This window comes from Streptomyces sp. PCS3-D2 (assembly GCF_000612545.2).
Lineage (GTDB): Bacteria > Actinomycetota > Actinomycetes > Streptomycetales > Streptomycetaceae > Streptomyces.
In genome coordinates, this window is the sequence record NZ_CP097800.1 from 4822202 (window position 1) to 4848030 (window position 25829).

Here is a 25829-nt window from a genome sequence, read left to right on the forward strand (position 1 = left end):
GGCCGTCAGACCGGCGGATGCGGAGCCGGTACGTCCGCCTGGGCGGCGGGCTTCGTCCGGCGGCCGATCATGCCGGCGATCACGTCCGGGGGGACCGCCCGCGAGTACAGCCAGCCCTGCCCGGTGTCGCAGCCCACGCGCCGCAGCCGGGCCGCCTGTCCGGCCGTCTCCACGCACTCCGCGGTCACCGTGAGGCCCAGCCGGTGGGCGAGCTGGACCAGGGCTTCGACGATGGTCTCGTCGGCCGGGTTCGGGTGCGCGCCCTCGTCGTAGCGGAAGCCGCGTACGAAGGAGCCGTCCAGCTTCAGCACCGAGACCGGCAGCCGGCTGAGGTAGGCCAGGTTCGAGTAGCCGGTGCCGAAGTCGTCGATGGCGATGCGCACCCCCATGTCGCTCAGCGCCTGGAGCGCCTGGAGCGGCCGTCCGGCCGAGCCCATCACCGCCGACTCGGTCAGCTCCAGCTGGAGCAGCTGTGGGGCCAGGCCCGTCTCGGCCAGGATCTCCGCGACGTCGCCCACCAGGTCCGAGTCCCACACCTGCCGCACGGCGACGTTGACGGACACGAAGACCGGGGCGTCGCTCGGCTGTTCGATCTGCCAGCGGCGTGCCTGCCGGCATGCCGTCCGCAGGACCCACTGGCCCAACTGGACGATGGAACCGTCCTCCTCGGCGATGCCGATGAACCGATTCGGCGTCAGCGTGCCGAACTGCGGGTGCCGCCAGCGCACCAGGGCCTCGACACCGCGCAGCGCACCGCTCTCCAGGTCCACCAGCGGCTGGTACTCCAGGGCGAACTCGCCCCGTTCCACGGCCGGCCGGAGCGTCGAGGACAGCGCCTGCCGAGTCATGCGGTGCGCGTTGCGCTCCGGGTCGAAGAGGGTCCAGCGGGCTTTGCCGTCCGCCTTGGCCCAGTACAGGGTCGTGTCGGCGGCCTGCATCAGCCCGGTCGCCGAGGTCCCGTCCGTGGCCCGCTCGACCACGCCGATGGAGGCGGAGACCGACAGCCGCTGTCCGGCCAGGTCGAACGGCTCCTGCACGGCCGTCAACACGCTGCGCGCCAGGTCCGCGAGCTGCTCGGTGCCGGTGGAGTCCTCCACGAGCACGGCGAACTCGTCTCCGCCGAGCCGTGCTACCAGGTGCCCGCCCGTGCGCCCGTAGCCGGACTGGTCCGCGCACTGGGTGAGGCGGGAGGCGACGGCCGTCAGCAGCCGGTCGCCGACGCGGTGGCCGAGAGTGTCGTTGACGGCCTTGAAGCCGTCGAGGTCCAGGTAGCACAGCCCGATCCGGCCGGTGCCGCCGCCGTGGTCGTACGTGGAGGCCTCCAGGGCGGCGGAGAGCCGCTCGAAGAACAGCGCCCGGTTGGGCAGCCGCGTGACCGGGTCGTGCATCTGGAGGTGCCGCAGCCGGGCCTGGAGGTCGCGCCGGTCGCTGATGTCGGAGACGGACAGCAGGACGTTCCCGGTGCCGGGTACGGGCCCCAGGGTGACCTCGGTCCACAGCGAGTGCCCATCGGGGTGCTTGAGGCGGCGGGTGCAGCGCAGCCGGGCCTGGCGGCCGCGCAGGACCTCCTGGTACGCGGCCCAGGTGCGGGCCTCCGCGGCCAGGTCCACCAGGTCGGCGGCGGACCGGTGGACGAGCAGGTGCGGTTCGCTGCCCAGCAGACAGGCGAAGGCCTGATTGGCCGTCACCACGTAGCCCTCGCGGTCCACGACGGCCATGGGGAGGTGTGCCGCGTTGAAGGCGGCCCGGTAGTCGCGCAGTTCGGACTCGGCGCGATGAGACGCCGACGGAACCGACGGCAGCACCGGCACTGATGGGTGACGCTCCGTAGTGGCCGATCGGATGCTGTCGGCCGCCGAACCGGTTCCTTCTGAGGTTCCGCTCACCGTTGGCCCCGCAGTGTTCGTGAGTGTCCGTGCAGGAAAGTGTGCCGATCATAGAGGCTGCCGGGAGGCCCTATCCAGCGGCGTCACCGGATGAGACGCGGCGGTTCGGCGTGATGACGGATCGTCGGACCGGGACCGCCTGATCGATTCCGTGCGGCTCTGAGCGGGTCGCGCCCCCTCCTGATCTCTGGTGATCGGTCGTGACGCTCTGTAGGTGGTGGCGTGAAGTCCGGGGGTCACCGGCTTGCCGTACCGCTCACTCGTGTGGGGCAGCGGAACAGGGCATAAGTAAGACAATCGCCTCAAGGTGGCTAAACAGGAACGAATCCACCACCGGAGGTCGATGTGACGCGTCAGCAGACACCCGGGGGAGTGGACCGCTCTCGCGTCCGAAGTACCGCCGCGGCGCTCACTTCCCTGACGGCGCTCGCCGCCATGTCGCTCGTCGCGGGTCCCGCGGTGGCCGATTCCGGCGCCGGGCCCTGCGCCCTGACCCGCACGGCGGCGCACCACTCCCTGGGGCTGGACTCCTGGAACGGCTCCTACCCCAAGCCCGAACGCACCCTCGACGCGGTGATGGTCTTCCTCTCCTTCCCTGATCACCGGGGCACCCTGACGCCCGAGCTGCTCACCCGCGACTACTTCCCCGCCACCAGCGACTTCTTCGAGCAGGCCTCCTACGGCCGGTTCCGCCTGGTCCCGCACCCGCAGAAGGAGTGGATCCAGATGCCGCTCCCGTCCACCGCGTACGGCATAAAGCGTGACTGGGCCCCCGGCGACCGGGCCGCCTACCTGCGCGATGCGGTCGCCGCGGCCGACCCCCGGGTGGACTTCGCCCAGTACGACATCGTCTACTTCGTCGCCGACCCCGACGCCCCCGGGGTGGACTCCGACGCCACGAAGGTCGTGAACTTCGACCGCCCGATCATCGCGGACGGTGCGGAGCTGCGCCGGATCGTCACCGTCTTCGAGCGCCACCCGCCGGACCGCAACGTACTCGCGCATGAGACCGGCCACGTCTTCGACCTGCCGGACCTCTACCACCGCCCCACCGACGGCAAGGGCGACTGGGACACCTACGTCGGCGACTGGGACGTCATGGGCAGCCAGTTCGGGATGTCCCCGGACCTCTTCGCCTGGCACAAGTGGAAGCTGGGCTGGCTGGACGCCTCCCAGGTGGACTGTGTGCAGTCGGGCTCGTCGCTGCACACCCTGCAGCCGCTCGGGCAGGCACCGCCCAGCGGCGGCACGGGCGGGACCCGGCTCGCGGTCATCCGGACGGGGCCGGGCAGCGCGATCGCCGTCGAGGCCCGGGGCTCGTCCGGCAACGACGGCGGCACCTGCACCGAAGGCGTCCTCGTCTACCGGGTACGCAACGAAGCGGCCTCCGGCGGCGGCCCCATCGAGGTGCTGGACGCGCACCCGCAGACGGAGGCGTGCTGGGACCGCTCGGTCTACCCGCCGCTGGCCGACGCCCCGCTGGAGGTGGGCGAGACGTACACGGTGCCGGGGGAGCGGATCACCATCGAGGTGGCCGACCGCACCAGGTCCGGCGCGTACACGGTGAAGATCACGACATGACGAAGAAGGCCCCCCACTTGCGTGGGGGGCCTTCTCCCGTCTGTGCGCCGCCAGGGACTCGAACCCCGGACCCGCTGATTAAGAGTCAGCTGCTCTAACCAACTGAGCTAGCGGCGCTTGCTGACGAGGAAGACATTAGCAGGAGGATCGGCGGAACGAAAAATCGATATCCCCAGGTCCCGTCGGTGCGGCGGTGCGGGCCGCCCGTACGAAGGCCCAGAGCAGGGCCTCGGGCCCGGGGAGCCAGGGTTCCCGGACGTCGGGGGCTGCGAGCCAGCGTGACCCGCCGGGGCCGGAGGCGAGCGGCGGGACGGTGACGGCGTCGCCGCGGCCGTGACACAGCGGCGCCGGGGCGCGGCGTGAGGTCCCCCACTCCTCCCACGCCAGCAGGGCGGGCAGCCGGGGTGCGGTGCCGGGGGTGGCGAAGAGCAGCATCCGACCGCGGTGCACGGCGACCGGGCCGGAGCCGGGCCCCTCGGCCCGGAGCAGGTCCAGGACGCGGCGCCCGAGCAGCACCGGGACGTTGACGACGTCGAAGGCGCGCCCGCAGGGCAGCGTGGCCGGCAGCCCCGGCCGGGCCTGCCACAGGGCGAGGGTGCGGCGGGGCTGCGCGGAGGCCGAGGCGAGCCAGGCGGCCCCCTGCGCGGTGACGTGCGGGGCGGGTGTGGTGCGCGGGCGCTCGCCGGGCGCGTGGAGGGCGGTGCATCCGTGGGCCGTCGTCAGCGTCGTCATATGCCAAGGTCTACCTGCCGTAGCGGGTCGAACCCGCGGAGTTACCGAAAGCCGGGACGGGGCGGGCGGGTAGGCGGTACATTGCCCCCGCATATGCCGGATGCGCGGTGTCCGGCCGCGCGGGCGGCCGGCCGTGCCGCCGTCAGGCCAGGTCGGCGCGGCCGCGCTGCAGGGTCTCGCCGAACTCGATCATCTTGAGGGCGTAGTCCTCGGTCCACTCCGCCCGCTCGGCGATGGCTCCCGGGGTGAGCCGGTCGAACCGCCGGGGGTCCGCCAGCTGCGCGGCGGCCAGCGCCTGGAACTCCACCGCCCGCTCCTGCGCCGACCGGAAGGCCAGCGTCAGCTCGGTCGCACGGGCCAGCAGCTCGCGCGGGTCCTCGATCGACTCCAGGTCGAAGAAGTGCTCCGGATCCGCCACGGCCTCCGAGGGTTCGAAGAGCAGCGGCGCCGGCCGCAGCCGTCGCTCGGTCCGCTCGGGCTCTGCCATTCCTGTCCTCCTGCTGCGCGTGCGAAATCCTTCCGGGCCACCGTCCATTGTCCAGCGCCCCGCAAGGGTGCGCGCCGACGGGTTGGAACGCCCGTACGGCCGGTGAGGTGCGCGAGCAGCTGGGCGGGTCCCGTGGCGGGGGAGTCGATCAGGTGATCGGCCGTCAGTCGTTGGCGGCCCGCGCCCGCCCCGCGCGGCGGTCCGCTCAGGCGGTGACGGCCTCGGCCGTGAGCTCCGCCTCGCGCCCGGCCGCCAGGGCGGCCACGTCGGCCAGTACCGCGGCCAGCTCGCCGGAGAGGGCCTCGGGGGCCTCGAAGCCCTCGGCGCCGATCAGCTTGGGGATGCCCGGGACCGCGACGGAGTGCTCGGCGGGCAGCATGCCGAGGCGGGTCAGGATCGGGAGCAGCATCTCGGCGGCCGGGGCGCCGCCGGTGGGGCCGGCGCTGTAGCTGACGATGCCGACCGGCTTGCCCTTCCACTCCTCGTAGAGGAAGTCGATGGCGTTCTTGAAGGGCGCGGTGAAGCCGCCGTTGTACATCGGCAGGACGAAGAGGAAGGCGTCGGCGGAGTCGACCAGGGCGCTCCAGTCGCGGGTGTGCTGGTGGGCGTAGTTCCCGGTGGAGGCGTACTCCGGCTCGTCCAGGAAGGGCAGTGCGATCTCGGCGAGGTCGACGGGGGTGACCTCGAAGCCGCCGTGGTCGCGGGCCTGGGCGGTGACCCACTGGGCGAGCGGGCGGCCGGAGGAGGTGGGGCGGGTGGCGGCGGAGACGACGTGCAGGCGGGTCATGGGGGCGACTCCCGGTCGATGAGTTGTTGATGTGTCATCTATCAAAGCGTTATATGAGTGACGTGTCAACCAGGTAGATGATGTGTCATCGATCTGGCTACAGTGGAATGCATGACCCCCGCATCCGAGCCCCGCTGGCTCACCGAGGCCGAGCAGGACGCCTGGTACGCCTGGCGGCGGATGTTCCCGCTGGTCGACGCGGAGATCGCGCGCGACCTCAACCAGGACAGCGGGCTGTCGGAAGCCGACTACGACGTGCTGTCCGTGCTCGGCTCCACCGACGGCCGCCGCATGCGCATCAGCGCACTGGCCGAGCTGATGCAGTGGTCCCGCAGCCGGCTCTCCCACCAGCTCACCCGCATGGAACAGCGTGGCCTCGTCCGCCGCGAGGACGTCGCGACCGACGGCCGCGGCGCGGAGGTGGTCCTCACCGACACCGGGGTGGCCGCGATCACCGACGCCGCACCGCTCCACGTCGAATCGGTGCGCCGCCACCTGATCGACGTCCTGACCCCGCAGCAGCTGCAGGCCCTGGCCGAGGTGGGCGAAGTGCTCCGGCGCCGCTTCGGCGCCCACCGCAAGGCCGGGGGCTGAAGCGGAGCGCCCCGACCCCCTACGGCCGCCAGGACACCCGGTGCTCCGCCAGGTGCGCCAGGACGGAGTGGTTGGCCTCCCAGCCGTCCGGGAACTTCATCGTCACGCCCAGCTGCACCGGCTCGGTCGACGGATGGTCGTCCAGCAGCTCCGCTATGCCCGCCCGGGCCACCACCACGCAGGCGTGCCGGTGTCGGGAGGCCAGCACGCACAGCCGGCCCGTCTCCAGATGGAAGGCGGTCGCGTCCGGGCGCCCCGACAGCGGGTGCAGCACCACGGTGAGGTCGTACTCGCGGCCCTGCAGCCGGTTCGCCGTGTCCACCGTGACCCCGCCGACCCCGAGGGCGGCCAGCGCCGCACGAACCGCCGCCGCCTGGTCGCGGTGTGCCGTACCGACCGCGATCCGGTCGGCCGTCAGCGGCACCGGCCCCGCGGACTGCTCGTCGGAGGTCACCGCCCCGCGGTCCAGGACCCGGCGCACCACCCGGGCCACCGCGCCGACCGCCTCCGGATCGGTGCGCGGCGTGTGCCGCGCCGGCAGCTCCAGCAGGCCCCAGCCCGCCTCGGCGGCCTCGTCCAGCACCCGGTCCGGGCCCGACCCGTCCGAGGGCACCCCGTACGAGAGCTTCCGATCGCCCGGCCCCGTACCGCTGCGGAACTGCGTGTACGGGTAGAAGGCGCGCGAGACCAGCGGCGCCGCCGTCGCCGGGAGCCGCCAGGACACCGGCAGCCGGTGCTGCGGCAGCTGCGGGTTGTGCGCGAGCAGCGTGCTCACCGCAGACGCCGACGGGTCGTAGGACAGCCCCGCCCACTGCTCCGCACCCACCACGCTGAACGGGTCCAGCTGCCCCGGGTCGCCCACGAACAGCGCCCGCTCGAACAGCCCGGCCACGGCCAGCAGAGCGTCGGAGCGCATCTGGTACGCCTCGTCGACGATCGCGTGCTGCCACGGCTCGACGTCCTTCACGAACGCCCACTTCGCGGCCGTGGAGAGGGTGATCGGCAGTTCCGCGAGGTCCCCCGGCCTGGCCGAGAGGGTCACCGACGGCAGCTCCCGCAGCGCCGGGTCGTAGGAGTCGCCCTCGCTGCTGTGCAGCCGGCCGACCTTCAACTCCGGGTCCTTCTCGGCCAGCCGCAGCACCAGGTCGTCGACCTGCGCGTTCGTCTGCGCCACCACCATCAGCCGGCGGCCGGCCGCGGCCAGCTCCCGGGACGCCCGGACGACGAGCGTGGACTTCCCGGCGCCGGGCGGGGAGTCGACCACGACACCCTGCTCGGTCCCGTGCAGGGTGTCGTGCAGGATCGCGGCGGTCGCCCGGGCGGCCGCCGCACCCGGATCGAAGGCGGCGGGCGCGGACACGGGAGTCACAGGATGTCCTCCTCGGTGACGGCGTCGGGCAGGTGGAGGGCGGCCCCGGACCCCGGCGGACCACCGTGGGTCCACGGCGTCCGCTCCGGGTCCGGGAGCTTCGGGCCGCCGCGCGCGTCGTGCTCGAAGAGCGTCCAGCACACGCGGTCCCCCTCCTCCGGTACGGAACCCGGCTCCGGGTCCCGGCCGCGTCCCATCTTGTCGAGGAGCCGCAGCACCACCTGCCCGTCCTCCTCGAAACGGACGAACCGCGCGCTCTGCGACCGTCCGTCCCCGTCCAGCACGCGGTACACCGTCGCACCGCCGCCGTCCGCGAGCTGCGGCCGGTCCTGCGAGGACACCGTCACCAGCGGCCGCGGACTGGGCCGCTTCGACTCCGTCCACTCCATCACGACCTCGGTGACCTCGCCCTCGAAGGCCTCGCCCGCAAGCCGCCGGCCCGCCATGACCAGGGGGTCGTCCAGCGCCTCCTGAGCGTCCAGCCGCACCTGCTCGGTCTCCCGCGTGGCCAGCTTCTGGGCCGCCGTCACCGCGTCGTCGCGGCGCGGCTGCGGCGGCTCGCCGGCCCGTACGCGGTCCCGGTGGCCGGTGTACGACCAGCGGTCGCGCGTCCAGCGCTCCTCCGCCCGCTCGCCCGGCGGCAGGGCGCGGGCCAGGCCGATCGCGGTCCAGGTGGCCCGCCAGGTGCTCGACATCTGCTCCACGACCAGCCGACGCACCGCGCGCTCGGCCTCGCGCACCGCGCGGTCGTCCTCCCCGGGCCCGGCCGCCAGGGCCGCGCGCGCCGCGTCGTAGCGGGCGATGGCCGGCGCGAGCAGCTTGTTGTCGAAGGCCGGGTCGGTGGCCGGACCGGCCGGCGGGCACAGCAACTGCCCGTGCCCGTCGCGGCCCAGCTCGGCGCGCAGGGCCGCCTCGGCACCCGACCCGCCCGCGGGCGGGTCGATCCAGGCCAGGAGTGCGCCCAGGTGCTGGTCCTCCAGATTGCTCTGGCCCGTCGCCCAGTGCCGGGACAGCAGGTCCGTCGCCGACAGCAGCATCGAGGATCCGGGCACTCGGGCCCGCTCGCCCAGGTGCGTGAACCAGCGCCCCAGCAGCGGCACCCGCGACGGCGCCGGATGGGGATGGTCCGGATCCTCCTCGGCGGTGCGCCTGAAGCGCATCGACCGCCCGAGCAGCCGCACGTACTCGATGCCCGCCCGGCTCGGCACGATCAGCTGCGGGGCGTCCACGCACAGCTCGGTCTCGACCTTCACCCGCTTGCCCGTCTCCGGGTCGGTCTCGCTCCGCTCGGCCGGCTCCACGTCGTCGGCGTACGCCTCGATGTGCGCCAGCACGTGGACCGCGAGGTCCGCGAGGAACGCCCAGCGCAGGTCCCGGTCGCGGGGCTGGGGTATCACGAAGACCCGCGGCTCGTCCGGATCGGTGCCGACCATCGCGCCCAGCGGCGCTCCGGCCTCGCCGGCCGTGGTCAGCGGCACGAAGACCAACGGCTTGTCGCTCAGGTGGCGGTGGCGCACGGTCGCGAGCGGCTGCGCGCGGCCGGCGCGGACGGCCTCCAGCCGGGCCAGGGTGCTCAGCAGGGGCATTCCGGGCTCTCCGGGACGTGCGGGCGGGGCAGGGCGGCGGCCCGTTCCAGCGCCTCGGCGCGCAGCGTGGCCGCGCGGTGCAGGGCGGCGGCGGTGGGGTCCTCGGTGCAGCCGGCGCCGGCGGCGGCCGCAAGGGCCTCCTCGACGGTGGTCAGCGCGCCCAGCTCGCCCCGTACGGAACGGCCCAGGGCCGTCACCTCGCCGGCGGCGCGGGCCCGCTCCCGGCAGTGGAACGCCAGCTCGCAGGCGGCCAGGCACTCGGGCGCGTAGGCGGCGTCCACCGCGGACACCGCCTCGGCCAGCTCCTCGGCGGGCCGCTCCGGGTCGAAACTGAGCCCCTCGGGCAGTGCGGCGGCCAGCTCGTCGACCCGGGTCAGCCGGTCCAGCTGGCGGCGGGTCACGGAGCGCTCGCGGCGGATGTCGACGGGAGCGGCGGTGGGCAGGTTGGAGAAGTCCTTCGGGCAGACCAGCAGCACGCTGTGGCCGACCTCGGCACCGGCCAGCTTCCCGGCGATCCGCTCCAGGGCCAGGACGTAGACGGCGGCCTGGCGGGCCGCCGCGCCCACCTTCGCGGCGTCCGCGGCCGCGTCGATCATCGGGAACGACTTGATCTCCACCACGGTCCAGCGGCCGTCGGGGTGCACCACGACGGCGTCCGGCTCCAGGTATGCCGGGGTGCCGGCCACCTCCAGGGCCAGCATCGGGTGGTCCAGCAGGGTCCAGTCCTTCGCCGAGGTGGCCTCGCGCAGGGCCAGGGCGGTCCGGGCGGCGCGGCCCTCGGGCCCGGCGGCCGTCAGGTCGGGGACGAGGGCGCCGGCGCCGGGAGGCTCGGCGGACGCGTCCAGGTGCGCGTGCACCAGCCGCAGCAGCTCGGCCCCGCCGTCCCCCTTGACCTTCGCCTCGAAGGAGTTGCCGCGGATGATGGCGAACTGCGACTGGCCGAAGGCGGCGGGCGAGCCCAGGGCCGTGGCGAGGGCGTTCTTGTCCACGCCGGCGCCGTCGAGCAGGGCGCGTCTGCCGCAGCCGGGGTTGGCGGCGAGGGCCGCGAGCGCCCGGGCGTCGAGCGGGCGGGGTGGTACGGCGGGGCCTCGCAGGCCGGCGAGCCGCTGCCGCAGCGTGGTCGGCTGCGCGGGGCTGCTGGGCGGGTAGGAGCTCACCGCGGAAGTCTCCCATCCGCCACTGACAATCGTGTGCGGAGCCGGGAAAAGGGCCGGTGGGAGAGCAGGTCGGGGGCGTGATGGATGATGGACGGACGAGGAAACGCACCGACCGGGAGATTCTCATGGCCCCCCGCATCCTGCTGGCCCGGCACGGCCAGACGGCGTGGTCCCAGCTCGGCAAGCACACCGGGCGCACGGACGTGCCGCTGCTGGAGGAGGGCAGGCAGGGCGCGAAGCTGCTCGGCGAACGCCTGGCCCGCGACCCGTGGCGGGGCCTGCCCGGCCTGCAGGTGCGCACCAGCCCGCTGGTCCGCGCGAGCGAGAGCTGCGACCTGGCGGGCTTCGGCGCGCGGGCCGAGCCGTGGGACGCGCTGCTGGAGTGGGACTACGGCGACTACGAGGGCATGACGCCGTCGGAGATACAGGCGGTCCGGCCGGGCTGGCTGATCTGGCGCGACGGCGTCCCCGGCGGCGAGTCCGTCGCGGACGTCTCCGCGCGCGCGGACGAGGTCGTGGCGTGGGCGCGCTCGGCGGAGCGGGACGTTCTCGTCTTCGCCCACGGGCACATCCTGCGCACCCTGGCCGCGCGCTGGCTGGGCTTCGACGCCTCCTTCGGCGCCCGGATCCGCCTTGAGCCGACGTCCCTGTCGGTCCTCGGCTGGGCCTACGGCGCGCCCGCGCTGGAACGCTGGAACGACACGGGCCACCTGGACGTCTAGCACCGGCTCCGCGGGCCGGGCCGGCCTACGCGGAGGCGTGGCGGGCCAGGAAGGCGCCCACGCGGGGGGAGCGTTGGTGGGGGACCAGGGCCGTGGCCGTCCGCGCCAGCATCGAGCGGACCCGCGTCGACTGGACCTCGGCGAGGAGGTCCAGCACCCGACCGCCCGCCCACGCGGCCTCGTCGGGGGCGTCCGCCCGCGCCAGGTCGCCGGTCAGCTCGGCGGTGTAGAGGGCGACGTTCCGGGCGAAGTGCGGATCCTGGAGGTCGGCCGCCCGCCGCGCGTGCCGCGCCGCGCGGGCGTGTTCCCCGAGTGCCGACCAGCACCGCGCCTCCAGCGACTCCAGTTCCGCCTCACCGAAGAAGGACATCCACTCGGGGTCGGCCTCCGCGGGCCCCCGGGAGAACTCCCGGTGTGCCCGCGCCAGCGACTCCTCGCAGGCCCTGCGGTCGTCGAGTCCCGCCCATCCGCCCGCCTCCCGCAGCGCGAGCAGCGACAGCAGCCGGGGCGAGCCGAGGCCGGACGCGGCCCGCCGGCCCGCCTGGGCCGCCCGTACCGCCTCGCGCGCGCGGCCGGTGTCCCGGGCGAGGAAGGACATGTTGCTGAAGGCGTGCGCCTCCAGGCCCGCGTCCCGCGCCACCCGGGCCGTGGCTAGGGCCTCCGCGTAGTGCGAGCGGGCGTCGTCGAAGCGGCCCGAGTCATGGGCCAGCCAGCCGACCGAGACGGCCAGTTCACCGGCGCCCGCGTGCAGCCTGTCCTCGGTGGACTGCCGCGTCGCCCCGGCGTCGAGGAGGGCGTAGGCGGTGCGCAGCGGCTCGGACGCCTTGCGGTACAGGGCGTCCGCCCCGTGCCGGTCGTCCAGCAGTCGGATCCGGCGTACGGCGTCCTCGACGGCGGCGGCCTCGGACTCGCCGGCGCGGGCGGGCGGCCGGCGGGAGTCGCCGAGCAGGGTGATGCCGAGCGTCGCGGCCGCCACGGTCGCGGAGCCGCCCGCCATGAACGCGCGACGCAGCACGTCGCTCTCCTTGGCACTGGAAGGGGAAGGGGAAGGGGGAGGGGGAGGGGGGATGGGGACCGGGTGGGGGCCGCGGTGCGCAGAGCGCCCGCGGACGCTCTCGCGGGGGGAGAAGCCCAGGTCGGCCAGGGTCCGGCCGGGGTACATGTGGAGGAAGACCCGCTCGTAGGCGTAGTTGGGACAGCGGATCTCGCCGGACTCGACCCGGCCGATGTAGCGCGCGTCGCAGGAAACCGTTTCTCCGATCTCCTTCGCCGCCCGCCGTACCAGGGCCGCGAACTCGGCAGGGGAGTGCTGCCCGCGCAGCCGCCGGAACGTGGAGTTGGGTGAGTGGGGGAACGCCGCCATGGACGTGACCTCTCTGGCAAGGAACGCAGCGCCGGTGCGGTGGCTGGTGCCGTGGGGCCCGGCGCGCATGAACGTACCGCCAGTGACGGGGTGTTCACACGATGTTTAGCTACAAAACGGATATCTCACCCGTGATCTGCCATGAACTGCCATCCTTTGCAGCGTCTTGGTGCCGCACCCGTTGACGTTCCCGCGCGTTGAACCCATGCGGATGCGGATCGAGGAGGGGTTCCCCTTGGTGGAGGCCGGCATGGAGAGCACTGGAACGAACACCGCGCCCGGGCCTGCGGGGGTTCCGGACCTGGACCTGGTGACCGTGCCCACGCGGCAGGGCCTGGAGGCGGTGGACATCATCCGCCGGTCCGCCGGCCGCTCCGGCCCGGTGGGACCCGTCCTGCACGACGGGTCCGGCGACACCCTCGGCTTCCTCGTCCCGCCCGGCACCGCCGACGCCTGGGACCTGCCGGGCAGCGCCTGTACGCAGTCCGACGGGCGGGGGATGCGTTTCGGCGACGCCGTCTCGCCCACCGCGGGCGCCACGGGCTGGCTGCTCCCGCCGGAGGCGGTCGGGCCGGTCACCGACCCCGAGGTGTTGCGCGCGGCGCTCGGCGAGGCGGCCCGGCTGATCGAGGCCGCGGACAACTGCCGCTGACCCCTCTCGCCGGGCCGCCGCGCACAATGGGGTGGTGGCAGGCAAGGACAGGAACAAGGGCAGGCAGCGGGGGCGCGGCGGCGCCGAGACGGTCGTCGGGCAGGTGGACGGCGGCCGGGCGGAGCTGGAGCCGGACCGGGAGCGCACAGCCGCCTGGACCCTGCTGATCGACGGCGCCCCGCAGTCGCACGTCGATCTGGACGATCCCGGGTACCTGGACTTCTCCTACCAGCGACGGATCGGCCACCTCATCGACCTCGCCGCGCCCGCCCGCCGGCCGCTGAACGTCGTGCACCTGGGCGGCGGCGCCTTCACCCTCGCCCGCTACACCGCGGCGTCCCGCCCCCGCTCCGCCCAGCAGGTCGTGGAGATCGACTCCGCCCTGGTGGCCTTCGTACGGGAGCACCTGCCACTGGATCCGCAGGCGCGGGTCCGGGTCCGGGCGGTGGACGCGCGGGCCGGCCTGGCGAAGGTGCCGGACGGCTGGGCGGACCTGGTGATCGCGGACGTGTTCAGCGGGGCGCGCACCCCGGCGCATCTGACGAGCGCCGAGTTCCTGGACGACGTACGCCGGGCCCTGGCGCCCACCGGGTGGTACGTGGCGAACCTCGCGGACGGGCCGCCGCTGACCCACCTGCGTGGCCAGATCGCGACGGCGGCGTCCCGGTTCACCGAGCTGGCGCTGGCCGCGGACCCGGTGGTGTGGCGGGGGAAGCGCTTCGGCAACGCCGTGCTGGTGGCTGCCGACCGGGAGCTGCCCGTCGCGGAGTTCACCCGGCGCGTCGCGGGCGACCCGCATCCGGGCCGGGTCGAGCACGGCCGGGCACTGGCGGACTTCGCCGGCGGCGCGGCCCCGGTCGGGGACGCCTCCGCGGTGGCCTCCCCGCAGCCTCCGCCCTCCGTCTTCCGCTAGGGAAGAGGGCAACCCCCTTGTGCGGGCGGGACTCCTGGAAGAGGATCAGGTTCAGTTCCCGTTTTGGATCCAGCTTCAGTTCCCCTTCCTCACCCCCTATCCCCTTCCGCCTCACCTTTCCGCTTCCGCTTACCCTTCCCCTTCCGGCGGTCGTTCGCACGGCGCGGCCTGTGAACACCATCCGGTCTGTCCTCCATGTGACGCGCTCAGGAAACGGCCGACGATGCCCGATCTCCCCGCTTCATCCGGTGCTCCGACCCCGAGCACGCCCAGTACCGCAAGCTCCGACTACACGCGCAGACTCGCCCGTCTGGAGCGGTCCGGGCTCAAACGGCTGCTGCCCACGCAGGCCCCCTACCGGTGGCACCTCCAGCGGCTCCGGCTGGGCCGGGTGCTCGACGTCGGCTGCGGGCTGGGGCGCAACCTGCTCAACTGCGGACCCGACAGCGTCGGCGTCGACCACAACCCGCACTCGGTGCGGACCTGCCGTGAGCGCGGGCTGAACGCCTACACCCCGGACGGCCTGGCCGAGGCCCCCGACTGCGGTCCCGGGTCCTTCGACAGCCTGCTGGTCGCGCACGTGCTGGAGCACGTCGAGGAGGGGACGGCGGCGAGCCTGCTGGAGCAGTACCTCCCGCTGGTCAGGCCGGGCGGCTCGGCCGTCATGATCACCCCGCAGGAGGTCGGCTTCCGCTCCGATGCCACCCACATCCGCTGGGTGGGCTTCGAGGAGCTGCGCAGCCACGCCGCGAAGGCCGGGGTGGCGGTCCGACGGACGTACTCCTTCCCCTTCCCCCGCCTGATGGGCAAGGTCTTCCCGTACAACGAGTTCGTGCTGGTGGGTACGGTCCCCGCCTGATCCTCGCAAAGGGCCGGCCCCTGCCGGTCCGGCCCTGCGCGCCGTCGACCGGTGCCCCGGCTCAGGGGTCGACGATCTCCACCATCGGCGGGTGGTCGTGCCAGGTGCAGAAGACCGACACCTCCCGGCCGTCCCGGGTGAAGGTGACCCGGATCCAGAAGTCCTGCTTCCACACCTGCATGCGCCAGCCGGCCGCCGGTGTCGCCGAGACCAGCTCGGCCGAGGAGGCACCCAGCGAGAAGGTGACCCGGCCGCCGGAGACCGGATAGGCCCGCACCTCCCCCGCGTTCCGGCCGCCCTCCTGCTGCCCTCCGCCCGGGGAGGCCGCGGGCTTCTGCGACGGCTTGTCGGCGGAGGAACCGGCGGACGGCGACGCGGTCGGGCCGGGCGACTGGGACGGCGCGCCGGACGGGGTCCCCGACGGGGACTCCTCGGGCTGTGCCCGCCGGGTCGAGGAGGACAGCGGCTGCCCGGTCAGCGGCACCGCGAGCGGCCGGTCGTAGGCCGTGCCCGACATGACGGTGTGGACGCCCCACCAGCACAGCGTCACCGCCGCCCCGGTCGCGAGCATCCATGCCGCGGCATGCACAAGTCCTCTTCGCATCAGTGCACATACTGCACCACGTGCCATAAGAGCGGCCCGACACCCCGTGCAGTCGTCCGGATGGACTACGGTGCGGCCCATGGCAAGTGTGCTCGTGGTCGAGGACGACCAGTTCGTACGTTCCGCCCTCATCCGACACCTGACCGAGGCCTCGCACACCGTGCGGAGCGTCGGCACGGCCCTGGAGGCGCTGCGCGAGGTCGCCCACCACCGCTTCGACGTGGTCATCCTCGACCTCGGCCTGCCCGACCTGGACGGGTCGGAGGCGCTGAAGATGCTGCGCGGCATCACCGACGTGCCCGTGATCATCGCCACCGCGCGCGACGACGAGGCCGAGATCGTCCGGCTGCTCAACGACGGCGCCGACGACTACCTGACCAAACCCTTCTCCGTCGAACACCTCTCCGCCCGGATGGCCGCGGTCCTGCGCCGGGCGCGGGCCGCCGCCGGAGCCGAGCCGCCCTCGCGGGTCCTGCGCGTCGGCGGCCTCGCCATCGACCCGCTGCGCCGCCAGGCCGAACTCGACGGGGCGGTACTCGACCTCACCCGCCGGGAGTTCGACCTGCTGGCCTTCCTCGCCGGGCGGCCCGGAGTGGTCGTGGCCCGGCGCGAACTGCTCGCCGAGGTCTGGCAGCAGTCCTACGGGGACGACCAGACCATCGACGTCCACCTGTCCTGGCTGCGCCGCAAACTCGGCGAGACCGCGGCCCGGCCGCGCTACCTGCACACCCTGCGCGGGGTCGGCGTGAAGCTGGAGCCACCGCAGTGATGCCGCGATGAGATGGGCCCTGGTCAAGGTGTGCCTCGCGGTCACCGCGATGGTGGTCGTGGCCTTCGCCGTACCGCTCGGGCTCGTCGTCCAGGAGATGGCGAGCGACCGGGCCTTCTCCAACGCCGAGCGGCAGGCCGCCACCATCGGCCCCACGCTGTCGATCACCACCGACCCGGCGCAGCTGAGCAAGGCCGTGGAGTCCACGCAGATGGGCGCGGCCCGACGGATGGCCGTCCACGTGCCCGCGATCGGCGACAGCCCGCCGGTGAGCATCGGCAAGGGCCGGGCCGGGGAGCGCGCGGTCGCGGAGACCCGGCGGATGGGGCGGGCCACGACGGCCACGGTGCCCGGCGGCGGCTCCGCGCTCCTCCAGCCGACCGCGCTCGGGTCCGGGGACATCGCCGTGGTGGAGGTCTTCGTACCGGAGAGCGAGGTCAGCAATGGCGTCGCCACCGCCTGGCTGGTGCTGGCGGGCGTCGGACTGGCCCTGATCGTGGGTTCGGTCGCGGTCGCCGACCGGCTGGGCGCCCGGCTGGTCCGGCCGGCCGAACGGCTCGCGGACGCCGCGCACCAGCTGGGCGAGGGGCGGCTCGGGACGCGTGTGCCCGAGGCCGGGCCGAAGGAACTGCGCTCCGCCGCCGTCGCGTTCAACGCGATGGCGGACCAGGTGGTGGAGCTCCTCGCCAACGAGCGGGAACTGGCCGCGGACCTGTCGCACCGGCTGCGCACCCCGCTGACGGTGCTCCGGCTCAACACCGCCTCGCTCGGGGACGGTCCGGCCGCGGACCAGACCCGGGCGGCCGTGGAACAGCTGGAGCGCGAGGTCGACACGATCATCCGGACTGCCCGGGAACAGCGCCCGGCCACCGGCCTGGTCGGGGCGGGAGCGGGCTGCGACGCCTCCGAGGTGATCTGCGACCGCATGGGCTTCTGGTCGGCGCTCGCGGAGGACGAGGGCCGCGAGGTGCGGCTCGCCGGGGTGGACCGTGCGGTACGGATCCCCGTGGCCCGGCCCGAACTCGCCGCCGCCCTCGACGCCATGCTCGGCAACGTCTTCCGGCACACCCCCGAGGGCACCCCCTTCGCGGTCGACGTCCACGACGCGGGCGACGCCGTGATCGTGCTCGTCTCGGACGCGGGACCCGGCATCTCCGACCCGGACGCCGCCCTGCGCCGCGGCAACGACGGCGCCCGGGACGGGTCCACCGGCCTCGGGCTGGACATCGTGCGCCGGGTCGCGGAATCGACCGGCGGCGACGTGCGGCTGGGCCGCTCGGTGCTCGGCGGCACCGAGGTCCGCGTGTGGATCGGCCTGGACGGGCGGAGCACGGGCGGCCCGGGCGCGGGGCGGCCCGGCCGCGGCCGACGCGGCAACCGACGTAACCGGGGGCGCGCCACGCCGTGACCGGGGGCGCGCCTAGCAGGCAGGATGTCCTGATCTCGGTACGGTCCGCGGCATGGACACCCTCATCTTCGGCGGGCTCCTCGCCACGCTGGTCGCCATGTACCGGGAGACGTCCCGGATGGTCGTGCTCGGGGCGTGGTGGGCCGTGCTCGTCGCCGTCACCCTGCTGATGGCACACCACATCACCGGCAGCCTGGCCCTGACACTGAGCTGGTGACCATGGCGACGATCGAGACCCTCGTCCCGGAGACCGCGCCCGAGAGCCCGCCGCTGGGCAAAGTCCAGTACTGGTTCGCCTGCCTCTTCGCCGTCGGCTGGACGGGCGTGGTGTGCGCCGGCCTCGTGCACCAGTTCGTGCAGGGGGAGCACCCGTGCCCGCTCTGCGTGGTGCAGCGCATGTTCATGCTGCTGGCGGCGCTGGGAGCGGCGTACATCATCCGCACGGCGCTGCACCGCGGCTCGGTGACGGGCCGGCACTACATGACGGGCTGGGGCCTGACCCTGATCGCGCTCGTCGGAGGCTCCGTCGCGGCCTGGCGACAGACGACGCTCCACATCCTGCCGGGCGACAAGGGGTACGGGGGCGAGGTGTTCGGCCTCCACCTGTACGTGTGGGCGCTGATCCTCTTCCAGGCCTCCGCGCTCGTCGTCGGCATCGCCCTGGCCACCGCGCACACGACGGCGGATCGCGGCGTCCCGGCGACCGGGCCGGGCCCGCTGCGCACGGCGGGGCTGTTCGCGCTGTGGTTCCTGGGCGCGGTCATCGCCGTGAACCTGCTGGTCGTCTTCGCGGAGGAGGGCTACCACTGGTTCCTGCCGGACGATCCGAACGGGTACCGGTTCTTCTCCGACCTCGGGATGTCGGACTAGGGCACGACCCGGAAGACCGGAAGGGACGCGCGCCGCGGCGCCCCCCCCACCGAACGGAAGGAAGCGACAGATGCGCTACGCAGTCCTCGGCACCGGCATCGTCGGCCGCACCGTGGCCGCCCGGCTCGCATCCCTGGGCCACCAGGTGGTCATCGGAACCCGGGACCCCGGGGCGACCCTCGGCCGGGCCGAGTACGCGGACTGGCAGGAGGCACACCCCGGCGTGGGGCTGGCCGGCTTCGCCGAGGCGGCCCGGGACCGCGAGGTGCTGGTCAACGCCACGAGCGGGCGGGGCAGCGTCGCCGCACTGACGGCGGCGGACGCCGCCCGCCCGGCGGGCAGGGTCCTGATCGACATCGCGAATCCGCTGGACTTCTCGGGCGGCTTCCCGCCGGTCCTGGACCCGGTGAACGACGACAGCCTCGGCGAGCTGATCCAACGGACCTTCCCCGGGCTGCGCGTGGTCAAGACGCTGAACACGATGAACTGCCGGATCATGGTGGACCCGGCGCGGGTCGCCGGAGAGCACCACGTCTTCGTCTCCGGCGAGGACGCGGACGCCAAGGCGACGGTGCGCGAGCTGCTCCACTCCTTCGGCTGGCCGGAGGCGAGCGTCCTGGACCTCGGCGGCATCGAGACGGCCCGGGGCACGGAGATGCTGCTGCCGGTCTGGCTCCGGCTGATGGGCGCACTCGGCCACACGGACTTCAACTTCCACATCCAGGGCGCCTGACGGGACGGCGGGACGAGGCCGGTCCGCCGGCCGGCCGCGCCGGGACCGGCCAGACCGGCCACCGGGGGGTGCGTCCGGACCGGACACCCCCGGTGGGCCGTGGAACCCGCCGGCTACATGACCCCCTTGCGGGCCAGCCGGGCGTACCAGTGGGCGCTGGAGCGCGGTGTGCGGACCTGGGTGTCGTAGTCGACGTGGACGATGCCGAAGCGCTTGCTGTATCCGTAGGACCACTCGAAGTTGTCCAGCAGCGACCAGAGGAAGTAGCCCTCCACCGGGGCCCCGTCCGACAGCGCGCGGTGGACGGCGGCGAGGTGGGCCTCCAGGTAGGCGATGCGCTGCGGGTCGTCCAGGTCCGGGGCGTAGGCCGCGCCGTTCTCCGTGACCATCAGCGGCAGGCCGGGTGCCTCGCGGGTGAACCGCATCAGCAGGTCGTAGAGGCCGGTCGGGTCGATCGACCAGCCCATGTCGGTCTGGTCGCCCGGGGGCTGGTGGAAGGCCACCGCGTCCGCGCCGGGCCACGGGGAGTGGGACGCGGCGCCGTGGCCGTCGGCGCGCGGGCCGCCCCCGTCCGGGGCGGCGGACACCACCGCCGGCGTGTAGTAGTTCACGCCGAGGAAGTCCGGCGGCCGGTGGATCAGCGCCTCGTCGCCGGTGCGGACGAACGACCAGTCCGTCAGGGAGGCGGTGTCGGTGAGCAGGTCCTGGGGGTAGGCGCCGTGCAGCAGCGGCCCGGTGAAGATCCGGTTGGCCAGTGCGTCGATGCGGCGGGCGGCGTCCAGATCGGCCGCCGAGCCGGTCAGCGGCCTTACCGCGCTGGGGTTGAGGGCGATGCCGACCCGGGTCCGGCCCGGGAGGGCCGCCGCGGCCATGCCGTGGGCCAGGTTGAGGTGGTGGGCGGCGCGCAGCGAGTCGGCGGCGGAGGTGCGGCCGGGGGCGTGCACTCCGGAGGCGTAGCCGAGGAAGGCGCTGCACCAGGGCTCGTTGAGGGTGGTCCAGAGCTCCACGCGGTCGGCGAGCGCGTCGGAGACCTGCTCCGCGTACCGGGCGAAGGCGTAGGCCGTCTCGCGCTCGGGCCAGCCGCCGGCATCCTCCAGCTCCTGCGGGAGGTCCCAGTGGTAGAGGGTCACGCACGGCCGGATGCCGTGGGTGAGGAGCTCGTCGACGAGCCTGTCGTAGAAGCCGGTGCCGCCGGCCAGGACGCGCGGCCAGGACACCGAGAACCGGTAGGAGCCCAGGCCCAGTTCGGCCATGAGGGCGACGTCCTCGCGCCACAGACGGTGGTGGTCGACCGCGACGTCGCCGGTGTGGCCGCCGTACACCTTGCCCGGAGTGCGGCAGAAGGTGTCCCAGATGGAGGGCCCGCGCAGTGCGGCCGCGCCCTCGATCTGGAAGGCGGCCGTGGCCGTGCCCCACAAGAACCCGTCGGGGAAGCGGAGCTGCTCCCCGCCCGGATCCGTTGCGTTCGACGTGCGGTCCGTGCGGTCCGTGCGGTCCGTGCGGTCCGTGTGCGCCGGGGTGTCAGTCATCCCTTTACCGCTCCCTGCATGATGCCGCCGACGATCTGGCGGCCGAAGACGAGGAACACCACAAGCAGCGGGAGCGTGCCGAGCAGCGCACCCGCCATGATCACGGACTGGTCGGGGATGTATCCCCGGCCGAGTCCGGTCAGGGCCACCTGTACCGTCGGGCTGCCGTTCTGGGTCAGTGCGACGATGGGCCAGAAGAAGTCGTTCCAGGCCATGACGAAGGTCAGCATCCCCAGCACCGCCATGGCCGGGCGGGCCGCGGGGAAGACCACGTGCCACACGACCCGGAGGGAACTGGCACCGTCCGTGCGGGCCGCTTCCACCAGCTCCGTCGGCAGCGCGTGCACCAGGTACTGGCGCATGAAGAACACGCCGAAGGCGCACACCAGGGAGGGCAGGACCACCGCCTGGAGCCGGTCGGTCCACGACAGCTTCGCGATCAGCATGTACAGCGGCACCACGCTCAGCTGCGGCGGGACCAGCATCGTCCCCACCACCAGCGCCATCAGCATCCGGCGTCCGCGGAAGTGCAGCTTGGCGAAGGCGAAGCCCGCCAGGGTGGAGAAGAGGACCGTCCCGATGGTGACGGTGCCCGCCACGATGACCGTGTTCAGCAGGGCGGTGCCCATGTTCGCGTCGGTCCAGGCGATCTGCAGGTTGCGTCCCAGGTTTCCGCCGAACCAGAACGGCGGCGGGGTCTGGGCCAGACGCGTGTTGGTGCGGGAGGCCGCGATCGCCGTCCACACCAGGGGGAAGAGCGAACCGGCGGTGAAGAGGCCGAGCACCCCGTAGGTGAGCCGGCCCGCGCGCAGTGATCTCATCGCGTGTCCCCCCGTCCGCGCAGCAGCCGCGCCGCCCCGGCGATCAGCAGCAGGAGCAGGAACATCGCCCAGGCGATCGCCGAGGCCCGCCCCAGGTGCAGGTTCACCCAGCCCTGCTCGTACAGGTACAGGCCGAGCGTCTGGAACTGGTGGTCCGAGCCGCCCGTCGCGCCCGCGCCGCCGTTGAACAGCAGCGGCTCGCCGAACAGCTGGGTCGCCCCGATCGTCGACACCACACCGGTGAACAGGATCGTCGGCCACAGCGAGGGCACCGTGACGTGCAGGAACTGCTGCCAGCGCGAGGCCCCGTCCAGCGCGGCCGACTCGTACAGCTCGCCCGGCACCGCCTGCATGGCCGCCAGGTAGATCAGCGCGTTGTAGCCGGTCCACCGCCAGATCACGATGGTGGAGACCGCCAACTGCGAGGCGAAGGTGCCGTTCTGCCAGTCCACCGGGCCGACGCCGGCCGCCGAGAGCGCCCAGTTGATCATTCCGTAGTCCCGGCCGAAGAGCAGGACGAAGACGAGCGTGGCCGCCGCCACCGAGGTGGCGTACGGGGTGAGCACGGCGACCCGGAAGAAGGCGGAGCCGCGCAGCCGGTAGTTGAGCAGATGGGCCACGCCCAGCGCGATCGCCAGCTGCGGGACCGTGGAGAGCAGCCCGATGGTGACCGTGTTGCGCAGCGCGTTCCAGAAGAACTCGTCGTCCCACAGCCGGGTGAAGTTGCGCAGGCCTACCCACGTCATGCTGTCGGGGTCGGTCAGCTCCACCTGGTGCAGTGCCGCCCAGCCCGTGTAGAGCAGCGGGAACAGCCCGAAGGCGGCGAAGAACAGGAAGAAGGGCGCCACGAAGGCGTACGGGCTCCAGCGCAGGTCCCAGCGGTAGCGGCGCGAGCGCCACACCTGGCCCGGCCTGCCCCGGCCGCCCCCGTCTGCCGCCGCCCGCTCCGGGGCGGCGGCAGACGGGGACAGGACAGCCGTCTCGTCCGTCACCGGCGCCTCACTGGTCCAGGGCGTTGTCGATGGCCTTCACCGCGGCCTCCCAGCCCTCCTGCGCGCTGCGGCCCTTCTGGTCGACCTGGAGCATTCCGATGTCGGCCAGGTTCTGCGCGATGACCAGGTCCTTGGGGCCCACCACCGTCACCGGCACGCCCTGCGCCGCCTTCGAGAAGATCTCACCGATCGGCGCACCGCCGAAGTACTCGTGCCTCGCCCCCGATACCGCCGGCAGCGTGTAGGCGGCGCTCGCGCTCGGGAAGCTGCCCCGCTTCTCGAAGAGCTTCGCCTGCTGTTCCGGCGCCGTCAGCCAGGCCGCCAGCTTGGCCGCCTCCTCGGCGTGCTTGCCGGCCTTCGGGACCACCAGGAAGGAACCGCCCCAGTTGCTGGGCTTCGGCGCCTGCGCCACGTCCCACTTGTCCTTGCCCGACGGGCCCGCCTTGTCCTGGATGTAGCCGAGCATCCACGCCGGGCAGGAGACCGTCGCGAAGGCTCCGTTGGCGAAGCCCTGGTCCCAGCCCGGGGTGAACTGCTGCAGTTTGGCGCTGAGGCCCGCGGTGGCGAAGGACGCCGCCAGGTCGAAGGCTCCGCGGACCGCCGGGTTGGTCTTGTAGACGACCTTGCCCTGGGCGTCGTAGAACCGCTCGGCGCTGCTGCCCGTCACCGCGGCCATGACCCCCGATGCCGAGTCCACGAAGGCCTTGCCGTCGCCCGCCTTCGCCTTGTACGCCTTGCCCGCCTCCAGGTACTTGCCCCAGTCGCCCGCCCACAGCGCGCCGACCGCCTCCCGGTCCGAGGGCAGCCCGGCCGCCTCGAAGAGGTCCTTGCGGTAGCAGATCCCCTGCGGCCCGATGTCGGTGCCGAGACCGACCGTGGCCCCGCCCTTGGCGGCGGGCGCCGTGCCCTGGGCCCACTTCCACGGCAGGTACGCGGCCTTGTCCACACCGGGCACCTTGCCCAGGTCCACCAGTTTGTCGGCCTGGGTGGCGGTGATCTCGGCGATGTTGTTGACCTCGACCGCCTGGATGTCGGCGAGGCCGCTGCCGGTGCCCAGGTGCGTCAGCAGTTGGGGGTAGTAGTTCTCGTTGCGCTCGATGGAGGTCTGCTCGATGCGGACGCCCGGGTTCTGCGCCATGTACGCGTCGTAGAGCCCGGCCTCCTGGAGACCGAAGGCCCCGAAGACTCCCACGGTCAGGGTGGTCCGGCCGGTGCCGCCGGCCGACGGACCCGCCTTCGGGTCCGTCTCGGGATCCTGCGCGCACCCCGCGAGCAGCAGCGCGGCGGCGCCCATCGAGGCGACCGCCGTGACGAGGGTTCTTCGGGCTCGTGCTCGGGACGGGGACTGGGCTCGCATGGTTCCTCCCTGAAGGGTGGGCGACAACGTGGGGGTGTCGTGTGACACAGTGTGGGAGCGCTCCCACAGTAGTCAAGGGGTAGATTCACGACCGGGAGGAAGCCATGAACGGGAACGGGCGCAGCGGGGGACGGCCGACCCTGGAAGAGGTCGCGGTGCGCGCCGGAGTCGGGCGCGGCACCGTGTCCCGGGTGATCAACGGGTCCTCCAGGGTCAGCGAGCAGACCAGGGCCGCCGTCGAGGCGGCCGTGACCGAGCTGGGGTACGTGCCGAACCGCGCGGCCCGCGCCCTCGCGGCCAACCGCAACGACGCGATCGCCCTCGTGATCCCCGAGCCCGAGGCCCGGTTCTTCGCCGAGCCGTACTTCTCCGAAGTGGTCCGCGGGGTCGGGGCGGCCCTCGCGGAGACCGACATCCAGCTCGTCCTCACTCTGGCCGGCAGCGACCGCGAGCGCCGCCGCCTCGCGCAGTACCTCTCCGGACACCGGGTCGACGGCGTGCTGCTGGTCTCCGTCCACGCCGGGGACCCGCTCCCGGAGCTGCTGGTGGAGCTGGGCATCCCGACGGTGATCAGCGGCCGGCGTTCCGCGGCGGAGACGCTGCCCTGTGTGGACTCCGACAACCTGGCGGGAGCCGCCGAGGCCGTGCGCCACCTGCTCGACCGGGGCCGCCGTACGATCGCCACGATCACCGGCCCGCTGGACGTGTACGGAGCCCGCTGCCGGCTCGACGGCTACCGCCAGGCCCTGGCCGCCGCCGGCCGCCCCGTGGACGAGCGGCTGGTGGCGGTCGCCGACTTCACCGAGGAGGGCGGCCGCCGGGCCATGCGCGAGTTGTTGGAGCGCAGCCCCTCGCTCGACGCGGTCTTCGCCTCCTCGGACGTCATGGCGGCGGGCGCCCGGCGGGAACTGCGTGCGGCCGGGCGCCGGATCCCGCACGACGTGGCCCTGGTCGGCTTCGACGACTCGGTGGTGGCCCGGCACATGGATCCGCCGCTGACCAGCGTCCGGCAGCCCATCGAGGAGATGGGCCGGACCATGGCGAGCATGCTGCTGGACCGCGTCTCGGGACGAGGGGGGAGTGCCGTGGCCGCGGGCGGGCCGGCGGTCGTCCTGCCGAACAGGCTGGTGGTGCGGGAGTCGTCCTGACCCTCACCGGGGCGCCTTGGCCCCGGAGTCCCGGAGCCCCGGGACGTGCAGAAGGCCCCGGTCCGCTTCCGCGTACCGGGGCCTTTCCGCAGGGTGAGTGACGGGACTTGAACCCGCGGCCACCTGGACCACAACCAGGTGCTCTACCAGCTGAGCTACACCCACCATGTCCGGTCGGAAAACCGACCGGCCGAAGAAAAGGGTACAGGGTCCGGGAGGGTGCTCGCTCCACCCTTGTGCGCCCCCTCTCCGGAAGGGGCCCGGCAGGAACCTATGCGCCCGGCGCCGTGTGCCTGGCGGCGATGCTGCGGGCGGTGTCGGAATCGGGCCCGGGCTGTGGCACGAAGACCGCCTCGCGGTAGTAGCGCAGCTCGGTGATGGAGTCCCTGATGTCCGCCAGCGCCCGGTGGTTGCCGTTCTTCGGGGGGCTGTTGAAGTACGCCCGCGGGTACCAGCGGCGCGCCAGCTCCTTGACCGAGGACACGTCCACGATCCGGTAGTGCAGGTAGCCCTCCAGCGCGGCCATGTCGCGCAGCAGGAAGCCGCGGTCGGTGCCGACCGAGTTCCCGCAGAGCGGTGCCTTGCGCGGCTCCTTCACGTGCTCCCGCACGTACGCCAGGACCTGCGCCTCGGCGTCCGCGAGGGTGGTGCCACCGGCCAGCTCGTCGAGCAGGCCGGAGGCGGTGTGCATCTCGCGGACCACGTCGGGCATGGTCTCCAGGGCGCGGTCCGGCGGGCGGATCACGATGTCCACGCCCTCGCCGAGCACGTTGAGCTCCGAGTCGGTGACCAGCGCGGCCACCTCGATAAGTGCGTCGTCCGTCAACGAGAGCCCGGTCATCTCGCAGTCGATCCACACCATGCGATCGTTCATGTGTCCCACCTTATGCGGTCCCCCGCGGAGCGGACC

At 73.4% G+C, this 25829-nt stretch carries 25 protein-coding genes, 2 tRNA genes and 1 pseudogene; 12 read left to right on the top strand and 16 right to left on the bottom strand.

The window, feature by feature from the left end; genetic code table 11:
• Positions 1 to 5 precede the first annotated feature (5 nt).
• Entirely contained in the window at positions 6 to 1886 is a 1881-nt protein-coding gene (locus AW27_RS21240; RefSeq protein WP_037923441.1) for a putative bifunctional diguanylate cyclase/phosphodiesterase, read from the bottom strand.
• 345 nt (positions 1887 to 2231) lie between these two features.
• On the opposite strand from AW27_RS21240, the gene AW27_RS21245 reads away from it, so the two are divergent.
• Positions 2232 to 3467 carry a M6 family metalloprotease domain-containing protein gene (locus AW27_RS21245; protein WP_078556638.1) on the top strand — a complete coding sequence of 412 codons (1236 nt, stop codon included), beginning with the start codon at positions 2232 to 2234 and terminating at the stop codon, positions 3465 to 3467.
• A gap of 43 nt (positions 3468 to 3510) precedes the next feature.
• Here AW27_RS21245 and AW27_RS21250 read toward each other — a convergent pair.
• The 4 genes and pseudogenes from AW27_RS21250 to AW27_RS21265 all read right to left on the bottom strand — a co-directional run bounded on the left by AW27_RS21250 (position 3511) and on the right by AW27_RS21265 (position 5473).
• Positions 3511 to 3584, bottom strand: a tRNA-Lys gene (locus AW27_RS21250).
• Positions 3575 to 4199 (bottom strand): annotated as a pseudogene (locus AW27_RS21255) (bifunctional DNA primase/polymerase). The gene AW27_RS21250 and the pseudogene AW27_RS21255 overlap by 10 nt, the downstream one beginning before the upstream one ends.
• 142 nt (positions 4200 to 4341) lie before the next feature.
• The gene (locus AW27_RS21260) at positions 4342 to 4686 is read right to left on the bottom strand and encodes a hypothetical protein (protein ID WP_037923449.1); all 345 of its coding nucleotides are present in this window, start codon (positions 4684 to 4686) and stop codon (positions 4342 to 4344) included.
• A gap of 205 nt (positions 4687 to 4891) precedes the next feature.
• Positions 4892 to 5473, bottom strand: coding sequence for an NADPH-dependent FMN reductase (locus tag AW27_RS21265; protein WP_037923450.1), 582 nt, complete (start codon positions 5471 to 5473; stop codon positions 4892 to 4894).
• Between the two features lie 111 nt (positions 5474 to 5584).
• Here AW27_RS21265 and AW27_RS21270 point away from each other — a divergent pair, with 111 nt between their 5' ends.
• Positions 5585 to 6067, top strand: coding sequence for a MarR family winged helix-turn-helix transcriptional regulator (locus AW27_RS21270; protein WP_037923453.1), 483 nt, complete (start codon positions 5585 to 5587; stop codon positions 6065 to 6067).
• 19 nt (positions 6068 to 6086) lie between these two features.
• Here the strand turns inward: AW27_RS21270 and AW27_RS21275 are convergent, their stop codons facing one another.
• The 3 genes from AW27_RS21275 to AW27_RS21285 are packed head-to-tail and all read right to left on the bottom strand — an operon-like array spanning position 6087 to position 10179.
• Positions 6087 to 7436, bottom strand: a complete 1350-nt coding sequence (locus AW27_RS21275) for an AAA domain-containing protein (protein WP_370466528.1) — start codon at positions 7434 to 7436, stop codon at positions 6087 to 6089.
• Positions 7433 to 9022, bottom strand: coding sequence for a hypothetical protein (locus AW27_RS21280; RefSeq protein WP_037923455.1), 1590 nt, complete (start codon positions 9020 to 9022; stop codon positions 7433 to 7435). The genes AW27_RS21275 and AW27_RS21280 overlap by 4 nt, the downstream gene beginning before the upstream one ends.
• Complete coding sequence (locus tag AW27_RS21285) at positions 9010 to 10179, bottom strand: hypothetical protein (RefSeq protein WP_037923458.1); 1170 nt, start codon at positions 10177 to 10179, stop codon at positions 9010 to 9012. The genes AW27_RS21280 and AW27_RS21285 overlap by 13 nt, the downstream gene beginning before the upstream one ends.
• 125 nt (positions 10180 to 10304) lie before the next feature.
• Here AW27_RS21285 and AW27_RS21290 point away from each other — a divergent pair, with 125 nt between their 5' ends.
• Positions 10305 to 10901 carry a histidine phosphatase family protein gene (locus tag AW27_RS21290; protein WP_037923460.1) on the top strand — a complete coding sequence of 199 codons (597 nt, stop codon included), beginning with the start codon at positions 10305 to 10307 and terminating at the stop codon, positions 10899 to 10901.
• 25 nt (positions 10902 to 10926) lie between these two features.
• Here AW27_RS21290 and AW27_RS21295 read toward each other — a convergent pair whose 3' ends face one another.
• Positions 10927 to 12264 (bottom strand): NsdA family TPR-like regulatory protein, encoded by a 1338-nt coding sequence (locus tag AW27_RS21295; protein ID WP_037923463.1) that lies wholly within the window; start codon positions 12262 to 12264, stop codon positions 10927 to 10929.
• A gap of 250 nt (positions 12265 to 12514) precedes the next feature.
• Here AW27_RS21295 and AW27_RS21300 point away from each other — a divergent pair, with 250 nt between their 5' ends.
• From AW27_RS21300 to AW27_RS21310, 3 genes are all read left to right on the top strand, one after another.
• Positions 12515 to 12916, top strand: a complete 402-nt coding sequence (locus AW27_RS21300; RefSeq protein WP_052030984.1) for a hypothetical protein — start codon at positions 12515 to 12517, stop codon at positions 12914 to 12916.
• A 34-nt stretch (positions 12917 to 12950) separates the two neighbouring features.
• Complete coding sequence (locus AW27_RS21305) at positions 12951 to 13829, top strand: spermidine synthase (RefSeq protein ID WP_037924286.1); 879 nt, start codon at positions 12951 to 12953, stop codon at positions 13827 to 13829.
• Positions 13830 to 14052: 223 nt separating this feature from the next.
• A complete protein-coding gene (locus AW27_RS21310; protein ID WP_037923465.1) occupies positions 14053 to 14688 on the top strand; it encodes a class I SAM-dependent methyltransferase in 636 nt (211 codons plus the stop codon).
• 61 nt (positions 14689 to 14749) lie between these two features.
• On the opposite strand, the gene AW27_RS21315 is transcribed toward AW27_RS21310, so the two are convergent.
• Positions 14750 to 15292, bottom strand: coding sequence for a hypothetical protein (locus AW27_RS21315; protein ID WP_037923468.1), 543 nt, complete (start codon positions 15290 to 15292; stop codon positions 14750 to 14752).
• Positions 15293 to 15371: 79 nt separating this feature from the next.
• Between AW27_RS21315 and AW27_RS21320 the strand changes: the two genes are divergently transcribed.
• The 5 genes from AW27_RS21320 (at position 15372) to AW27_RS21340 (ending at position 19072) form a co-directional block, all read left to right on the top strand.
• Positions 15372 to 16061: a response regulator transcription factor gene (locus AW27_RS21320; RefSeq protein ID WP_030655573.1), complete on the top strand. Its 690-nt coding sequence runs from the start codon at positions 15372 to 15374 to the stop codon at positions 16059 to 16061.
• Positions 16062 to 16068: 7 nt separating this feature from the next.
• Entirely contained in the window at positions 16069 to 17469 is a 1401-nt protein-coding gene (locus AW27_RS21325; RefSeq protein WP_037923470.1) for a sensor histidine kinase, read from the top strand.
• 52 nt (positions 17470 to 17521) lie between these two features.
• A complete protein-coding gene (locus tag AW27_RS21330; protein WP_172671346.1) occupies positions 17522 to 17686 on the top strand; it encodes a DUF5993 family protein in 165 nt (54 codons plus the stop codon).
• Positions 17687 to 17688: 2 nt separating this feature from the next.
• Positions 17689 to 18339 carry a disulfide bond formation protein B gene (locus tag AW27_RS21335; RefSeq protein ID WP_052030835.1) on the top strand — a complete coding sequence of 217 codons (651 nt, stop codon included), beginning with the start codon at positions 17689 to 17691 and terminating at the stop codon, positions 18337 to 18339.
• Between the two features lie 70 nt (positions 18340 to 18409).
• On the top strand, positions 18410 to 19072 hold the full coding sequence (locus tag AW27_RS21340) for an NADPH-dependent F420 reductase (RefSeq protein WP_037923473.1): 663 nt from the start codon (positions 18410 to 18412) through the stop codon (positions 19070 to 19072).
• 113 nt (positions 19073 to 19185) lie between these two features.
• Here the strand turns inward: AW27_RS21340 and AW27_RS21345 are convergent, their stop codons facing one another.
• From AW27_RS21345 to AW27_RS21360, 4 genes are read right to left on the bottom strand one after another with little or no spacing between them, the layout of a single operon-like run.
• On the bottom strand, positions 19186 to 20601 hold the full coding sequence (locus AW27_RS21345) for a GH1 family beta-glucosidase (RefSeq protein ID WP_078556640.1): 1416 nt from the start codon (positions 20599 to 20601) through the stop codon (positions 19186 to 19188).
• The gene (locus tag AW27_RS21350) at positions 20598 to 21422 is read right to left on the bottom strand and encodes a carbohydrate ABC transporter permease (RefSeq protein ID WP_078556642.1); all 825 of its coding nucleotides are present in this window, start codon (positions 21420 to 21422) and stop codon (positions 20598 to 20600) included. The genes AW27_RS21345 and AW27_RS21350 overlap by 4 nt, the downstream gene beginning before the upstream one ends.
• Positions 21419 to 22414: a carbohydrate ABC transporter permease gene (locus tag AW27_RS21355; protein ID WP_037923476.1), complete on the bottom strand. Its 996-nt coding sequence runs from the start codon at positions 22412 to 22414 to the stop codon at positions 21419 to 21421. The genes AW27_RS21350 and AW27_RS21355 overlap by 4 nt, the downstream gene beginning before the upstream one ends.
• Positions 22415 to 22421: 7 nt before the next feature.
• Complete coding sequence (locus AW27_RS21360; RefSeq protein WP_037923479.1) at positions 22422 to 23771, bottom strand: ABC transporter substrate-binding protein; 1350 nt, start codon at positions 23769 to 23771, stop codon at positions 22422 to 22424.
• A 104-nt stretch (positions 23772 to 23875) separates the two neighbouring features.
• On the opposite strand from AW27_RS21360, the gene AW27_RS21365 reads away from it, so the two are divergent.
• Positions 23876 to 24919, top strand: a complete 1044-nt coding sequence (locus AW27_RS21365; RefSeq protein WP_037923482.1) for a LacI family DNA-binding transcriptional regulator — start codon at positions 23876 to 23878, stop codon at positions 24917 to 24919.
• A gap of 92 nt (positions 24920 to 25011) precedes the next feature.
• On the opposite strand, the gene AW27_RS21370 is transcribed toward AW27_RS21365, so the two are convergent.
• Both AW27_RS21370 and orn read right to left on the bottom strand, forming a co-directional pair.
• Positions 25012 to 25084, bottom strand: a tRNA-His gene (locus tag AW27_RS21370).
• A 106-nt stretch (positions 25085 to 25190) separates the two neighbouring features.
• Complete coding sequence (gene orn / locus AW27_RS21375) at positions 25191 to 25793, bottom strand: oligoribonuclease (RefSeq protein ID WP_037923485.1); 603 nt, start codon at positions 25791 to 25793, stop codon at positions 25191 to 25193.
• Positions 25794 to 25829 lie beyond the last annotated feature (36 nt).

Coding starts and splice junctions, on each gene's coding strand:
- AW27_RS21260 (WP_037923449.1), bottom strand. CDS start 4,686: ATGGCAGAGCCCGAGCGGACCGAGCGACGGCTGCGGCCGGCGCCGCTG.
- AW27_RS21265 (WP_037923450.1), bottom strand. CDS start 5,473: ATGACCCGCCTGCACGTCGTCTCCGCCGCCACCCGCCCCACCTCCTCC.
- AW27_RS21270 (WP_037923453.1), top strand. CDS start 5,585: ATGACCCCCGCATCCGAGCCCCGCTGGCTCACCGAGGCCGAGCAGGAC.
- AW27_RS21280 (WP_037923455.1), bottom strand. CDS start 9,022: ATGCCCCTGCTGAGCACCCTGGCCCGGCTGGAGGCCGTCCGCGCCGGC.
- AW27_RS21290 (WP_037923460.1), top strand. CDS start 10,305: ATGGCCCCCCGCATCCTGCTGGCCCGGCACGGCCAGACGGCGTGGTCC.
- AW27_RS21295 (WP_037923463.1), bottom strand. CDS start 12,264: ATGGCGGCGTTCCCCCACTCACCCAACTCCACGTTCCGGCGGCTGCGC.
- AW27_RS21300 (WP_052030984.1), top strand. CDS start 12,515: ATGGAGAGCACTGGAACGAACACCGCGCCCGGGCCTGCGGGGGTTCCG.
- AW27_RS21310 (WP_037923465.1), top strand. CDS start 14,053: ATGCCCGATCTCCCCGCTTCATCCGGTGCTCCGACCCCGAGCACGCCC.
- AW27_RS21315 (WP_037923468.1), bottom strand. CDS start 15,292: ATGCGAAGAGGACTTGTGCATGCCGCGGCATGGATGCTCGCGACCGGG.
- AW27_RS21320 (WP_030655573.1), top strand. CDS start 15,372: ATGGCAAGTGTGCTCGTGGTCGAGGACGACCAGTTCGTACGTTCCGCC.
- AW27_RS21325 (WP_037923470.1), top strand. CDS start 16,069: ATGAGATGGGCCCTGGTCAAGGTGTGCCTCGCGGTCACCGCGATGGTG.
- AW27_RS21330 (WP_172671346.1), top strand. CDS start 17,522: ATGGACACCCTCATCTTCGGCGGGCTCCTCGCCACGCTGGTCGCCATG.
- AW27_RS21335 (WP_052030835.1), top strand. CDS start 17,689: ATGGCGACGATCGAGACCCTCGTCCCGGAGACCGCGCCCGAGAGCCCG.
- AW27_RS21340 (WP_037923473.1), top strand. CDS start 18,410: ATGCGCTACGCAGTCCTCGGCACCGGCATCGTCGGCCGCACCGTGGCC.
- AW27_RS21345 (WP_078556640.1), bottom strand. CDS start 20,601: ATGACTGACACCCCGGCGCACACGGACCGCACGGACCGCACGGACCGC.
- AW27_RS21350 (WP_078556642.1), bottom strand. CDS start 21,422: ATGAGATCACTGCGCGCGGGCCGGCTCACCTACGGGGTGCTCGGCCTC.
- AW27_RS21360 (WP_037923479.1), bottom strand. CDS start 23,771: ATGCGAGCCCAGTCCCCGTCCCGAGCACGAGCCCGAAGAACCCTCGTC.
- AW27_RS21365 (WP_037923482.1), top strand. CDS start 23,876: ATGAACGGGAACGGGCGCAGCGGGGGACGGCCGACCCTGGAAGAGGTC.
- orn (WP_037923485.1), bottom strand. CDS start 25,793: ATGAACGATCGCATGGTGTGGATCGACTGCGAGATGACCGGGCTCTCG.